Here is a 13934-nt window from a genome sequence, read left to right as displayed (position 1 = left end):
TAAAGCTCTCCGAGCCGCCGATCGGTCACCTCAGCCCCGGAGCCGGCAAGATCGCAAACCGGCGACAGTTATAAACGGGCGTGCGTATCAAACAGCCGTGATGGGACGAAGCGATCTGCTGCGGATTCGGCTCCGTCCGATTCCTCTTCCGATCCGGCAGCCTCGGCCAGCCAACCTCGCCAGTGCAGCCCTTCGCGATGTTCGAGGAACAAAGCAGCCGATTGTCAGTTCGGTAACATCAACAAACGTTTTCGGGTCATGGCTCATCGTCGGTTCCTGTCACTAGCTCTGGGCCTGCTTGTCCTGGCGTTTAGCTCGATGCAGCAAGGCACTGCTCGGGCCCAGGCGCCCTGCCCGGCCGACCACGACAAGCTGCTCTCGGCCTTGAAGGCCAACGTCAAGGCGAGCGGCGGCCCCGCGAATGGCGGCTTCGAGACCAATGAATGGGCAGCGATCGTAGCTCGCGACGGCACCGTCTGCGCGGTTGCCTTCAGTGGACCCACGGTTGATGCGCAGTGGCCGGGCAGCCGGCTAATCGCGGCCGAGAAAGCCAACACGGCCAATGGGCTCAGCCTGACGAACATGGCGCTTTCGACAGCCAACCTGTACGCCGGGGTGCAGCCCGGCGGGCCGCTGTTCGGCCTGCAGGCGACCAACCCCGTCAATGAGGCAGCGGCTTACACAGGCGACCCCAAGACGTTTGGCAGCGCCAGTGACCCGCTGGTCGGCAAACCGATCGGAGGCGTCGTCGTGTTCGGCGGGGGCCTGGCTCTGTACGACGGCAAGGCCATTGTCGGTGGCCTCGGTGTCAGCGGCGATTCCTCCTGCGCCGATCACAATATCGCCTGGCGCGTGCGCGCAGCCCTCGGTTTCGACAAGGTCCCGGCGGGCGTCAATCCCAATCGCAAGGACGCCATCATCTATGATCTCGATCCCGGCGGAAAAAGCGCCTCCGGCTGGGGGCATCCGCTTTGTGCCGGCCATGAGGCCGACATTGCGGCCGAAATCGGTTCCGGCGTCGGAGGTTCGACGCCCAAATGAAGCAAGCGCACCCAGCACGATCCAGGGACCACGCCTCGCTGGCCGGCTACCCGTCGGCACTCCGAAGATATTCTCCAAGCATCCTTGCGACCCTGCTGCTGGCTTGCGCTACGTTGCTGATGGCCGCTTCACAGGTCCCGCCAGCATCTGCGATCTCTCCGCCTGCCGCGGCCGCGCCGCCCGATGACGGGCAATGGACGATGCCGGCCAAAAACTACGCCTCGACCCGTTTTAGCGACCTCGCGGAAATCAACGAAGGCAACGTCAAGAACCTGCAGGTCGCCTTCACCTTCTCGACGGGGGTGAACAAGGGCCAGGAGGCAGCGCCGCTGGTCGTCGGCAACACGATGTATATCGTCACGCCGTTTCCCAACGTCGTCTACGCGCTCGACCTCTCCAAGCCCGGCGCGCCGATGAAATGGAAATACGAGCCCAACCCCGAACCGGCCGCGCAAGGGGTCGCGTGCTGCGACGTCGTCAACCGCGGCGCGGCCTTCGCGGACGGGCGCATCTTCTTCAACACGCTGGACGGCCATACCATCGCACTCGATGCAACCAGCGGCCAGCCAATCTGGAACGCTCATATCGGCAACATCAATATCGGCGAGACCCTCACCATGGCGCCGCTCGTGGTGAAAGGCAAAGTGCTGGTCGGCAATTCCGGTGGCGAGATGGGCGTGCGCGGCTGGGTCAAGGCGCTCGACGCCGGCGACGGTCATGTCGTGTGGACGGCTTACAATACCGGGCCCGACAAGGAGGTGCTGATCGGCCCGGACTTCAAGCCGCATTACGACATGGACAAGGGCAAGGACCTCGGCGTCACGACATGGCCGCCGGAAGCCTGGAAGATCGGCGGCGGCAACATGTGGGGCTGGATTTCCTACGATCCCGACCTCAACCTGATCTTTCACGGCACCGGCAATCCCGGCCCGTGGAATCCCGACCTGCGGCCTGGCGACAACAAATGGACGTCGGGAATCTTCGCGCGCGACCCCGACACCGGAGCGGCGAAATGGTTCTATCAATGGAGCCCGCACGATCTCCACGATTATGACGGCATCAACGAACAGGTCCTGCTGGACATGAACTGGCAGGGCAAGCCGCGCAAGGTGCTGGTCCGCCCGGAACGCAACGGCTATCTCTACGTCCTTGATCGCGCCACCGGCGAGGTCCTGTCTGCAAAACCTTATGGCCCCGTCAACTCCAGCAAAGGCGTGGACCTCAAGACCGGCAGATTGATGGAAAACCCGGACAAACTGACGGGTACCGGCAAGGTCGTCCGCGACATCTGTCCGACCGCGTCGGGCCTCAAGGACTGGCAGCCTTCGGCCTTTTCGCCGAGGACTGGTCTGCTCTACATCCCGCACAACAATCTGTGCATGGACGAAGAGGGCGTCGAGGTGAACTACATCGCCGGCACGCCCTATGTCGGAATGAACGTCCGCATGATCCCCGGGCCGGGCGGCAATCGCGGCGCCTTCACGGCCTGGGATATCGCCGCCGAGAAACCAGCCTGGAGCCTCAAGGAGAATTTCCCGGTGTGGAGCGGTGCGGTCGTGACCGCCGGCGACGTGGTTTTCTATGGGACGATGGAAGGCTGGTTCAAGGCGGTGAGCGCCAAGACCGGCGACCTGCTTTGGCAGTTCAAGACCTCGTCCGGCATCATCGGCCAACCCATCACCTATCGCGGCCCTGACGGCCACCAATATGTCGCCGTTTTGTCCGGCGTCGGCGGCTGGGCCGGCGCCATCGTTTCGGGCGACCTCGACCCGCGCGACGCCACCGCCGCGCTCGGTTTCGTCAATGCGATGAAGGACCTGAAGAACGCGACCACGGCGGGAGGCACGCTTTATGTGTTCCGTCTGCCCTGATGCATTCGGCTTGATCCACGGCGTGGCCCAGAAGCTGCTCACGCGCATGGCGCCCGGCATCGCCGCGCTCGCCTTGCTGATCTCGCCGGCGACCGCCGGCCCTCGTGAGCTCAGGGTCTGCGCCGACCCGAACAACCTGCCCTTTTCCAACGCGGCCGGCCAGGGCTTCGAAAACAGGATCGCGCAGATCATTGCTGACGATCTCGGGGCGAAGCTGACCTACACCTGGTGGGCGCAGCGCCGCGGCTTCGTGCGCAACACGCTGAAGGCGGGACTGTGCGACCTCGTGCCCGGCACGCCTGCCAATCTCGAAATGCTGCGCACCACCACGCCCTATTATCGGTCGTCCTATGTCTTCGTGACACGCCAGGACAGCCCGGACGTGACCTCCTTCAACGACCCGCGGCTGCGCGACTTGCGCATCGGCGTTCAACTCATCGGCGACGACGGCGCCAACTCGCCTCCTGTCCAGGCGCTTGGGCGCCGCGGCATCGTCGGGCACCTCATCGGCTACCCCGTCTATGGCGATTACTCCGCTCCCAATCCGCCCGCGCGCATCATCGACGCGGTGGCGAGCGGCGAGATCGACGTCGCCGTCGTGTGGGGTCCGCTTGCCGGCTATTTCGCCCAGAAACAGAGGGTGCCGCTACGCGTCACGCCCGTTGCGCCGCGCATAGACGGACCGCAACTGCCCATGATTTACGATATCTCCATGGGCGTTCGGCGTGACGACGATGCGCTGCGTGGTGATGTGAACAGCGCTCTCGCCAGGCACAAGGCCGAAATAGACGCCCTGCTGGGCCAATATGCTGTGCCTCGCCTCGATGCCTCCGGGAGCCCTGTGCGATGAGACCGGTTGCCGCGCTGCTCCTGTTCGCGTCGCTGGCCCTTGCTGCCTGCCAGCGCGAGGAACGGGACACACGCCCGCAATCGGCGCTCGGCTCCGGCGAGCAGCCGACGCCGGTGACAACGCTGGAACCCGGCGGGCAGCGCCCCTCCCCCACGGACAACAAGGCGGCGAGCTTCGAGGCCAATGCCTTTCATCTGAGCGAAGGCAAGCGCCTGTTCGGCTGGTTCAACTGTTCGGGATGCCATGCCAATGGCGGCGGCGGCATGGGCCCCGCGCTCATGGACGAAAAGTGGATCTATGGCAGCTCGATGGAAAGCATTCATGCCACGATCCGCGACGGTCGCCCGAACGGCATGCCGAGCTTCCGCGACAAGATCCCCGACGACCAGATCTGGGAGCTTGCGGCCTTCGTTCGCTCGCTTAGCGGCAACGCACCCTCCTCCGCCGCGCCGTCGCGCAATGACGACATGATGGCGCATCCGTCCGAAAACCGCATGCCGGATGCCGCCACGCTGGGGAAGTCGCCGTGAAACGGCTCGCCTCGATTGCGTTCGCCACGGCAATCGCCCTGTTTCTTCAGGGATGCGCAGGCTGGCAATCGGCGCTCGACCCGAAAGGTCCGGCGGCGAGCGAGCTCGCATGGCTGATCTGGTTCTTCACCGGCCTGTGCGCGGTGGTGTGGGTGCTGGTGATGGCCGCCCTTGCCGTGCCGTTGCTGATGCGCTCGCGGCAACATGCCGAGCCGCTTGCGCTGGACGCCGGCGCCGACAGCCGCAAGCTGCGCGTGGTGATGATCGCCGTCGGGCTGACCGCCGTGATCCTGGTCGGGCTGACCTTGCTCAGCTTCTTCGCCAACAGAACCCTTGCCGCGATCGGCTCGGACGCCGCGCTGACCATTCGCGTCACCGGTCATCAATGGTGGTGGGAGGTGCGCTACGAAGACGCCACGCCGAGCCGCATCCTGACCACGGCCAACGAGATCCATATTCCCGCCGGCGAACCCGTGCGGCTTCTTCTCACCTCGACCGATGTCATCCACTCCTTCTGGGTGCCAAGCCTTTCCGGCAAGCTAGACCTCATTCCCGGCCGAATGAATGTGCTCGATATCAAGGCCGACAAGCCCGGCGTCTACCGAGGCCAATGCGCTGAGTTCTGCGGCGCGCAGCACGCGAGTATGGGCACCTTCATCATCGCCGAGCCGCGCGCGAAGTTCGATGCCTGGTGGAATGACCAGTTGGAGCCGGCCGCCGCTCCAACAGGCGACGAGGCCAAGGCCGGCGAGAACCTCTTCCTGAAACGCCCCTGCGTGATGTGTCACAAGATCGGCGGCACGCCGGCGGGCGGAACGGTCGCGCCCGATCTCACTCATCTCGCCAGCCGGCAAACGCTCGCGGCCGGTACATTGACGATGAGCCGAGGCAACCTCGCCGCCTGGATCGCTGACCCGCAAGGCGTGAAGCCCGGCTCGCACATGCCGGTGGTCGATCTGAGCGGCGACGAACTCAACGCCATCGTTGCCTATCTCGAGGGGCTGAAATGAGCAGCGCGGATCTCACCAGCGAACGCGATCTGCCGCCGGAGCGGGAAACGTCCGTCAGGGGCGATATAGCACCAGAGCGTGACGGGCCGCGCGACACCGGCATGGACGACGCCAGCTTGCATCGCTGGTTGTCGCGGACGTGGCGGACGCCTCCCGGAACCATCGGCGCGCTGTCGAGCGTCGATCACAAGGTCATCGCACGCCGCTACCTGATCACCGCCTTCCTTTTCCTGTGCCTGGGCGGACTCAACGCCGTGGCCATGCGCATCCAGCTCTCGGGCCCGCAGCGTGGCCTGATCGGCCCGGACCTCTACAACCAGCTGTTCACGATGCACGGCGTCACCATGATGTTCCTATTCGCCGTGCCCATTGTGCAGGCGACCGGCATCTACCTGGTGCCGTTGATGGTCGGCACCCGCAACATCGCCTTCCCGCGCCTCAACGCCTTTAGCTATTGGGTTTATCTTTCGGGTGGCCTCTTCGCCTGGGTGTCCTTCGCCCTCGCGATGGCGCCGGATGTCGGCTGGTTCGCTTATGTGCCGCTGTCCGGGCCGGAATACGGTCCAGGCAAGCGCGCCGACGTCTGGGCGCAGATGATCACCTATACCGAGGTATCCTCGCTGGCCGTCGCCGTCGCGACCATCGTGACCGTGCTGAAACAGCGCGCACCCGGCATGTCACTCGACAAGATCCCACTCTATGTCTGGGCGCTTCTCGTTACGTCCTTCCTCGTCGTCTTCGCCATGCCGGCGGTGATGATCACCTCGACCTTCCTGATCCTCGACCGCCTCGTCGGCACGCATATCTTCAACCCTGCTGAAGGCGGCGACGCGCTGCTGTTCCAGCATCTCTTCTGGTTCTTCGGTCATCCTGAAGTCTACATCATCTTCCTGCCTGCGACCGGCATGGTCTCGGCTATCATTCCCGCTTTCGCCCGGCGCCCAGCCTTCGGTCATCTCGGGCTGGTCCTGTCGCTGATCGCGGTCGGCTTCCTGTCGTTCGGGCTCTGGGTCCACCACATGTTCGCAACCGGGCTGCCGAAGCTCGGCGCGAGCTTCTTCACCGCGTCCAGCATGTTGATCGCCATCCCCAACGGCGTTCAGATCTTCTGCTGGTTGGCCACTCTCTGGGACGGCAGGCCGGTGATCCGCGCACCGCTGCTGTTCGTCTTCGGCTTCTTCTTCACCTTCGTCATCGGCGGCCTTACCGGCGTCATGCTCGCCTCGGTGCCGCTCGACCTGCAGGTGCACGACACCTATTTCGTCGTCGCCCATTTCCACTACGTGCTGATCGGGGGTTCGGTCTTCCCGCTGCTCGCGGCCGCCTATTTCTGGTTCCCCAAAATCACCGGCCGCATGATGAGCGAGCGCCTCGGACGCTGGCATTTCTGGCTGGCGATGATCGGCTTCAACGCGGCATTCTTCCCTATGCACATCGTCGGCCTGTGGGGCATGCCGCGCAGGGTCTACACCTATCCGGCCGAGCTCGGCTGGGGGAACATCAATCTCTTCATCAGCGCCGGCGCGGTGCTCTTCTTCCTGAGCTTCGTGCTGTTTGCCTTCAACCTCGTGCATGGCGCGTTGCGCGGAACGCCCGCGGGCGACAATCCCTGGGATGCCGGCACGCTTGAATGGGCGACGTCCTCGCCACCCCCCAGCTATAATTTCGCGCGCATTCCGGTCGTGACGAATGTCGAGCCGCTCTGGGCCGAACGCGGGGCGCTTCCTGTCGCGACCGGGCTTCGGGTCGACGTTCGCGAATTGCTCGTCTCCACCGTGGCGGAAGCCCATCCCGACATCCGCGAAAAATCGGCGACGCCGTCGATCTGGCCGCTGTTGGCGGCCATCGCCGTCGGCGCCACCTTCCTGTACTCGATCTTCACGCCCTGGGCGATCATCTGGGGCGCCGCGCCGATCGCCGTCACTCTGGTCGGCTGGTTCTGGCCGAAGGACGATCCGGAGGACGAGGAATGAACCAGCGTCCCGCCCTCGATCTTACCGGCCTCCCGACCTTTGGCCATGGCCCGCGCAGCCCGACCTGGTGGGGCACGCTTGGCTTCATGGCGCTGGAAGGTATGGGCTTCGCGCTGGCCGCCGGCGCTTACCTCTACCTCGTTACCTTGTGGCCCAACTGGCGCCTGAGCGCTCCGCAGCCCAACCATTGGCCGGGAACCATCGTGACGCTGCTTCTCATCGCCAGCCTGGTGCCCAACCACATCCTCAACGGCTATGCCAAGCGATGCGCCATGCGGCCCGTGCGGATCGGAATGGTGGTCATGTCGCTGCTCGGCCTCGCGCCTCTTGTCGTGCGCTGGTTTGAGTTTCCCGCCCTGAATATCTACTGGGACACGAATGCCTACGGCTCGATGCTCTGGGTGCTTCTCGGTCTCCATACCACGCATCTGATCACCGATGTCGGCGACACGATTGTCCTGACGGTGTTGATGTTCACGCACCATGGCTATAGCGGCCGGCGCTTCGGCGATGTCGGCGACAATGTCTTCTACTGGGACTTCGTGGTCCTCACCTGGATCCCGATCTACCTGCTCATCTACTGGCTACCGAGGTTAGGCTGAGATGCGCGCGCTGCGGCTGGGCACGTCCTGGGGAGGTTTGTTGTCGGGGCCGTTGGCCTGGGCAATCTCGACGCAGCTGAACTACGCCCTCGTTCATTGGCAGTGCAATCGCCAGGTGCAGGTGGTGCTACCGGTGGCGGTGTCGCTCGCGGTGTTTTCGCTGCTTGGCGGCGCGCTTTCATGGCGGGCGAAGCAGCAAGGCGGCGCGGCATTCAAACCGGACCGCACCCGCAGCACCGAGCGTTTCGTCGCCGATCTCGGCGTTCTCGCAGCATTGCTGTTCGCCCTCGTCATCATCATGCAGGGCAGCGCCGCGCTCATCCTCGACGAGTGCCTGCGATGAGCTTGGACGCCTTCTTCTCGACCTCGATCTGCTACGGCGCCGGTGCGCCGGAGGCCGGGTGGACGTTGGCGCTTCCCATCACTCTTCCCCTGGCGGCGATCGCTATGATCTATGGGATCGGCGCTGGCCGTCTATGGCGTCGCAGCGGCCGAGGCCGTCCCGAACGGCTGCGGCAAGCTCTGTTGTTCGCGGCCGGCTGGAGCGTGCTGGCCGTTGCGCTGGTCAGCCCGATCCATGCGCTCGGCGAGAGGGTGTTTTCTGCCCATATGATCGAGCATGAGTTGCTGATGGCCGTGGCGGCGCCGCTTCTTGTCGCCGCCTCCCCCGGCGCGGGTTTGATGTGGGCATTGCCCGCCCCACTCCGCCGAGGGACGGGAAAGCTCACCCATGGCAAGGTGCTGCAGGCGCTCTGGGCCTTCGCCGCTCGCCCGCTCAGCGCGACGATCCTTCATGGGATGGCGATCTGGATCTGGCATGTCCCGGCGCTGTTCGAGGCAGCGCTGCAGCAGGGTGTGCTGCATCATGCGCAGCATGCGAGCTTCCTCGGCACTGCCCTGCTGTTCTGGTGGGTGCTTCTGCCGCGTTCCGGCCGACAGCAGACCTATGGCATTTCCGTCATGCATTTGTTCTTCACCTCGCTTCACACCGGCTTGCTCGGCGTCCTGCTGCTGGTCTCGCCAAAACTCTGGTATCCTGAGAATGCCTTCGGCGCCGCGCTCTGGCGCCTGAGCCCGCTCGAGGATCAGCAACTCGCCGGGCTTGTGATGTGGGTGCCGGCCGGGCTGATCTACGGCGGAGCCGCCCTGCTGCTCGCCGGCCTTTGGATAAGCAACAGCGGAACCAGGGAGGCGGCCCATGCGCTCCGACCTGGTTAGGCTGCTCGGGGGCGTCCTCGTCGCGATCGTGCTTCTGGTGGTCGTAATCGCGGCGACGACCTTGTGGCTCGACCGCCGCGAGCGTGTCCAACACGAGTCGGACGTGGCGACCGGCGGCGTGGGCGCGCGCGCCATTCCGATCATGACAGCGAATGGCTGCTCAGGCTGCCATACGATTCCCGGGGTGCCGGGGGCGCAAGGCCAGGTCGGGCCGCGGCTCGACGGCAGCCTCGCCGGGCGCATCTACATCGGCGGTGTGCTGGCGAACAATCCGGAGAATCTGATCCGCTGGATCCGCTCGGCACGGGAAATCAATCCGCACACCGCCATGCCCTCGACAAGGATCACAGAGCAGCAGGCGCGCGACATCGCGGCCTATCTCTATGCCCTCAGATGATCAGCCCTCGCCGCGGCGCCGGGACCACAGGCCGCGACCGGGATCATAGCCGGTCACCGCCGCCAGGAAGAATGCCACGAGACAGGCGACAACAACGAGCATGGAAACCATGTCGAACCGCAGGTAGAGCGCAAAGCGGATCAACTCGACCGCCGAGCTGAATGGATTCCAGGCGGCGATCGTCGCCAGCACCGGACCGGCTTCAGCGAGGCGCCAGATCGGATAGAGGGCCGTCGAGGCGAAGAACATCGGGAAGATGACGAAATTCATCACGCCGGCGAAGTTTTCCATCTGAGTGGACATCGAGGAGACCAACAGACCGAACGCGCCGAGCATCAAGCCCGACAGCACGAGCGCCGGGAACACGGCGACATAGCCCAGGACCGGCGGCCGCACGTCCCAGAAGCGCGCCACGAAAAGAAACAGATAGACGAGCGGCAGGCCGACAATCACGCTGGCAAGCAGGCGCGCGGCAAGCAGGTACCAGCGCGGCAGCGGGGCCGTCAGCAAAAGGCGCATGCTGCCCATCTCGCGGTCATAGACCATGGCCAACGAGCTCGCCATTGCGTGGAACAGCAGCATCATGGCCGCCAGCCCAGGCACTACATAGACCTCGTAAAGAACATAGGTCTGGTAGGGCGGCGTGATCGACAGGCCGAGAACGGAGCGGAAGCCGGCCGCGAAAATCGCCAGCCAGACCAGCGGCCTCACCATTGCGGAGAACAGGCGCGCGCGCTGCCGCAGCGAGCGCAGCATTTCCCGCTGCAAGATGCCGTCGAGTGCCCGTAATGCCTGATCGACTTTCATGGCGAACCCGTCAGCAAGGCGAATGCTTCAGCGACGCTTCCTACGCCGAGTTCGGGCGCGATGCGGTCCGCGGGGCCGGTCCAGCAAACCCTACCCCGATCCAGCACCACGACGTCATCGTCGGCCGCTACTTCTTCGAGAAAATGCGTCGCCCATAGGACGGCGATGCCACGTTCACGGCAAAGGTTCCTTACATGCTGCTCGAGCGCGCTCCGTCCCGGCACGTCAAGCCCGGTGGTCGGCTCGTCGAGCAGCAGCAGGCGCGGGCCGTGCATCAGCGCCCGCGCAATCTCCACACGCCGGCGCTGGCCGCCGGATAGCGCGCTGGTCCGATCGTCGATCCTGTCCAGCACTTCGAGGCGGCTCAATTCCTCCCGTGAGCGCGCCTTGCTCAGTTCCGTCGGAAGTCCGTGCAGCGCGGCGTGGTAGCGCAGGTTCTCGCCCGCCGTCAGATCGAGATCGAGCGTCGGCAACTGGAAGACGACGCCCATTTGCGCGAGCGCAGCGGACGGGTTCGCCTGCATCGCCATATCGAATACACGCACCAGCCCGGTGCGCGCGTAGTAGAGACCGGTGATCAGCGAGAACAACGTTGTCTTGCCGGCGCCGTTACGGCCAAGCAGGATGCACATTCTGCCTTCAGCCACGGTGAACGAGACATTCTGGAGAACCTGCCGGGTTCCGAAGCTGTGGCTAAGATTCTCGATCGCCAGGGCGTTCATGGGCCGATCACGACGCCCCATGGACCGCGCCCCACCGGCAGCGACTTCACGACCTCCTGGTTCTCCACGTCGATGAAGGAGATATCGCCGGAGTTGCCGTTGGCGCTGATCAGTTGCTTCTGGTCGTCAGAAAGCGCGACATGCCAGGGCCGCTGGCCGACGAGATAAAGGCGCCTGACCGTGAAGGTCTTCGTGTCGACCTCGGCAACCCTGTTGGCTGGGCCGAGCGCGACATAGGCAGTCGCGCCGTCGCGTGACATCTCGATGCCGACGGCTTGCACGCCCTCACGCCGAATGCCCGGCACCTCGAACTCGATCTTGCCCGTTTGAGCGCGTGTCGCAGTGTCGAAGATCGTGACGGTGCCTCGGATTTCGGACGACACCCATAATTGCTTGCCGTCCACCGAGAACGCCGCGGCGCGCGGCCGCGTGTCGACGAGCAGATTGTCGATGAGTTCGAGCGCAGTGGCGTCGATGAGATGGACCATGCTCGTCGTCTCCGACGTGCAGGCGACGGTTCGGCCATCGGCGCTGATCGCCATGCCCTCCGGCTCGACGCCGACATCGACTGTGCCGATGATTTTCGCGCCGGCTATATCCACCACCGAGACCTGGTTGTCGTTCTCATTGGCGACGAAGAGCCGCTTGCCGTCCGGGTGCACGACAAAGAATTCCGGATCGGCGCCCGAAGGCAGTTGACCCACGACCTGCCGCTTGGCGAGATCGACCACGTCGATGCGGTTGTCGTCGCCTTCGGCAACGAACAGTGTCTTCTTGTCGACGGAAAGCGCCATGCCGCGCGGGCGCCGGCCGACATCGATCGCCGCCTGCAATGTCATGGTCGCCCCGTCGACGACCGCGACAGTGTTGTCCTGCTCGTTGGAGACGTAAATCGTCTCGGCCGCCGCGGGAGGGACAAAGACCAACACCAGCAGGAGCGTGATCAGAATTTGCATGCGCTCTCCTCCAGATCGATGCCCAGAGTGTCGAGCGGGGTGCGCTGATGCAGAAAACCCGGTTGTGGCGAACTGGAAACGAGCAGCCGGGGGCCCGCGATCAGAATGGGCTGGCGCATCTGCCCGTCCCACGGACGGAAACTCAGCCCTTGCCCCTTGAAGCCGGCGAGCAGGAAATCGTCGCTGCGCAAATACTTTGCGATGGCGGTCGGATCGAGGCTGTGCAGCCGCGTTGCCGCCTCGCCGACGCTTCTGACCGCCAGCCAGGCGGCGTAGTCGTCGGGCAGCATCCAGCGTCCGGCCTGCTTGTGAAAGCGGTCCTGGAGCTGCGTGGCGCCCCATTCTTCGTCGACAGCGCTCCAGCCGGTGGCGACCAGCCCTTGCGTCCCGGCCACCGCCCTCGGCAAGGCGGTGCGCCCCTCGAGATAAGCGCCGAATTCGTCGGCTTCGTCGGCGACGACCAGAACATCATAGTCGCCGACCTGCGTTGCGGCAGGTATCTCCGTCTGGAGCGTGACATGTCCGGTGTCGGCGCGGCCGCTGGCCGGCCGGAACGTCCAAGGTTTGTCGATGGTGATCTGCGCCCCGAAACGCGTCGCTGCCCGCCGAAAGGCCGCCGCCATGGCCAGGTCGTCGGGATGCGGACCAGTCAGCAGGAACCAGTGCTGCCAGCCTTTCCAGACCAGATATTGCGCCAGGGCGTCGGCCAGCATGGCGCGGCTCGGAATGGTGTGCAGAACGTTTCTTCGGCAGTTCTCCTGACGCAGGCTGTCATCAGGGTCGCGGCTGTTGAACAGCGTCATTCGCTCGGCACCGGGCGCTGCGCTCGCCTGCAGCAATTGCGCGGCATCGAGATCGGCAACGACGAAGCTGATGCCGGCGGCCGCGAACGCGTTGACAGCTTCGGCAGGCGCTTCGCCCGGTTTGAGAACCCTTTCTTGCAGACGAAATTGCTGGCCGAGAAAGCGGCCCGTGCCGGCGTCGTCGGCGATCCCCAGCCTCGCGCCCTGCAGGCCATCGTCTGTGACGGCCTCGTCCAACGGCCCCAGGGGTAGAGGTAGTTTGCGCTGTTCGCCGAGATAGCCAATCACCATCTTCTGCGGCTCGGCGTGCGCGGTGACGGCAATGGCGAGCAGACCGACAAACGCCAGCGCCAGCCTCGTCTGACTCAGGTCGAGCAAGCCAAGTTGGATGTTCGAAATCGCCACGGGAACTCCAGGACCGCAGCGACCTAATGATTTTCAGCAAGGAATGTTCCTTGACGGCAAACCGAGTCGAGCCCGCCCTGCTGAAAGCAGGACGGGCTTGGAGCCTAGACCGGTGGTGGGAGGACCGACCTGGGCTCCAACTTGTGGAACCTCCGATTATTCCTGCTTCCAAAATCAGCGTTTCGCGCTGTCGCTGTCCATGTCTGCCCGCGCCAGGAATTGTTCTGTGACCTGCGGCAGGTTGCTCTTCAGCCACTCGGCCATCGCTTCCTCCTCACGCAAGTTCTGTTCGCACACGCGGGCAATCTCGGCCTCGCCCGCGGCATTCGCCGCGGCGATGAGGATCGTGTAGGAGGCGATTTCCATATGTTCGAAAGTGTAGCTCGCCAGCGAGCCCTTCATGACTTCGTCGCCGGCAAACACGCCACTGATCGACTGCGCCGTGGCGGTCAGCTTGCCGCCTGCATCCTTCAGCATGGACGACCCTTCGTCGAGCCCGTCCAGGCAGCTCTTCAGCCGCCTCGCCTGCTCTTTCGTCTCTTCCAGATGAGCGCGAATTCGCTCACTGAGCTGAGGGTAACTCTCGATCCGGCTCAATTGTCCCGACAGCATTGTCTCTGCCTGCTCCTCCATGGCGTGAGCGTCCCTCAACCATTGGACAAGCCATTCGCGCGATTCAGCCATTTTAGTGTCTCCATCGATCTGACGCCGCCCGAACCGCCGGCAGCGTGCATTGTTCCTTGAACGTG

Annotated in this window: 15 protein-coding genes; 10 read left to right on the top strand and 5 right to left on the bottom strand. The window is 64.4% G+C overall.

From position 1 onward, the window contains the following. Positions 1-318 precede the first annotated feature (318 nt). From EJ069_RS31845 to EJ069_RS31800, 10 genes are read left to right on the top strand one after another with little or no spacing between them, the layout of a single operon-like run. Positions 319-1041 carry a heme-binding protein gene (locus tag EJ069_RS31845; RefSeq protein ID WP_126064500.1) on the top strand — a complete coding sequence of 241 codons (723 nt, stop codon included), beginning with the start codon at positions 319-321 and terminating at the stop codon, positions 1039-1041. Then, a complete protein-coding gene (locus EJ069_RS31840; RefSeq protein ID WP_126064499.1) occupies positions 1038-2912 on the top strand; it encodes a methanol/ethanol family PQQ-dependent dehydrogenase in 1875 nt (624 codons plus the stop codon). Before EJ069_RS31845 ends, EJ069_RS31840 begins: the two co-directional genes overlap by 4 nt. A 46-nt stretch (positions 2913-2958) precedes the next feature. Continuing rightward, positions 2959-3762 (top strand): substrate-binding domain-containing protein, encoded by an 804-nt coding sequence (locus tag EJ069_RS31835; protein WP_189341546.1) that lies wholly within the window; start codon positions 2959-2961, stop codon positions 3760-3762. Beyond that, positions 3759-4292, top strand: coding sequence for a c-type cytochrome (locus EJ069_RS31830; RefSeq protein ID WP_126064497.1), 534 nt, complete (start codon positions 3759-3761; stop codon positions 4290-4292). Before EJ069_RS31835 ends, EJ069_RS31830 begins: the two co-directional genes overlap by 4 nt. Then, positions 4289-5302 (top strand): cytochrome c oxidase subunit II, encoded by a 1014-nt coding sequence (gene coxB, locus EJ069_RS31825; protein WP_189476075.1) that lies wholly within the window; start codon positions 4289-4291, stop codon positions 5300-5302. The genes EJ069_RS31830 and coxB overlap by 4 nt, the downstream gene beginning before the upstream one ends. After that, positions 5299-7275 carry a cytochrome c oxidase subunit I gene (gene ctaD, locus EJ069_RS31820; protein ID WP_126064496.1) on the top strand — a complete coding sequence of 659 codons (1977 nt, stop codon included), beginning with the start codon at positions 5299-5301 and terminating at the stop codon, positions 7273-7275. The genes coxB and ctaD overlap by 4 nt, the downstream gene beginning before the upstream one ends. Further along, entirely contained in the window at positions 7272-7877 is a 606-nt protein-coding gene (locus tag EJ069_RS31815; protein ID WP_126064495.1) for a cytochrome c oxidase subunit 3, read from the top strand. The genes ctaD and EJ069_RS31815 overlap by 4 nt, the downstream gene beginning before the upstream one ends. A gap of 1 nt (position 7878) precedes the next feature. Then, a complete protein-coding gene (locus EJ069_RS31810; protein ID WP_126064494.1) occupies positions 7879-8220 on the top strand; it encodes a hypothetical protein in 342 nt (113 codons plus the stop codon). After that, positions 8217-9095 (top strand): cytochrome c oxidase assembly protein, encoded by an 879-nt coding sequence (locus EJ069_RS31805; RefSeq protein ID WP_126064493.1) that lies wholly within the window; start codon positions 8217-8219, stop codon positions 9093-9095. The genes EJ069_RS31810 and EJ069_RS31805 overlap by 4 nt, the downstream gene beginning before the upstream one ends. Beyond that, positions 9076-9492 (top strand): c-type cytochrome, encoded by a 417-nt coding sequence (locus tag EJ069_RS31800; RefSeq protein WP_126064492.1) that lies wholly within the window; start codon positions 9076-9078, stop codon positions 9490-9492. Before EJ069_RS31805 ends, EJ069_RS31800 begins: the two co-directional genes overlap by 20 nt. Here the strand turns inward: EJ069_RS31800 and EJ069_RS31795 are convergent, their stop codons facing one another. The 5 genes from EJ069_RS31795 to EJ069_RS31775 form a co-directional block, all read right to left on the bottom strand. Then, positions 9493-10299, bottom strand: coding sequence for an ABC transporter permease (locus EJ069_RS31795; protein WP_126064491.1), 807 nt, complete (start codon positions 10297-10299; stop codon positions 9493-9495). It lies immediately after the preceding gene. Next, on the bottom strand, positions 10296-11021 hold the full coding sequence (locus EJ069_RS31790) for an ATP-binding cassette domain-containing protein (protein ID WP_126064490.1): 726 nt from the start codon (positions 11019-11021) through the stop codon (positions 10296-10298). The genes EJ069_RS31795 and EJ069_RS31790 overlap by 4 nt, the downstream gene beginning before the upstream one ends. Continuing rightward, positions 11018-11977 (bottom strand): PQQ-dependent catabolism-associated beta-propeller protein, encoded by a 960-nt coding sequence (locus EJ069_RS31785; protein WP_126064489.1) that lies wholly within the window; start codon positions 11975-11977, stop codon positions 11018-11020. Before EJ069_RS31785 ends, EJ069_RS31790 begins: the two co-directional genes overlap by 4 nt. Further along, positions 11965-13185, bottom strand: a complete 1221-nt coding sequence (locus EJ069_RS31780; protein ID WP_126064488.1) for a branched-chain amino acid ABC transporter substrate-binding protein — start codon at positions 13183-13185, stop codon at positions 11965-11967. The genes EJ069_RS31785 and EJ069_RS31780 overlap by 13 nt, the downstream gene beginning before the upstream one ends. A gap of 174 nt (positions 13186-13359) precedes the next feature. After that, positions 13360-13869, bottom strand: a complete 510-nt coding sequence (locus EJ069_RS31775; protein WP_126064487.1) for a DUF892 family protein — start codon at positions 13867-13869, stop codon at positions 13360-13362. Positions 13870-13934: the final 65 nt, after the last annotated feature.

The sequence above is a fragment of the Mesorhizobium sp. M2A.F.Ca.ET.043.05.1.1 genome, assembly GCF_003952445.1.
Classification (GTDB): Bacteria; Pseudomonadota; Alphaproteobacteria; order Rhizobiales; family Rhizobiaceae; genus Mesorhizobium.
The sequence above is the reverse complement of the archived record's forward strand: the minus strand, read 5'-3'. Positions and strand labels throughout refer to the sequence as shown.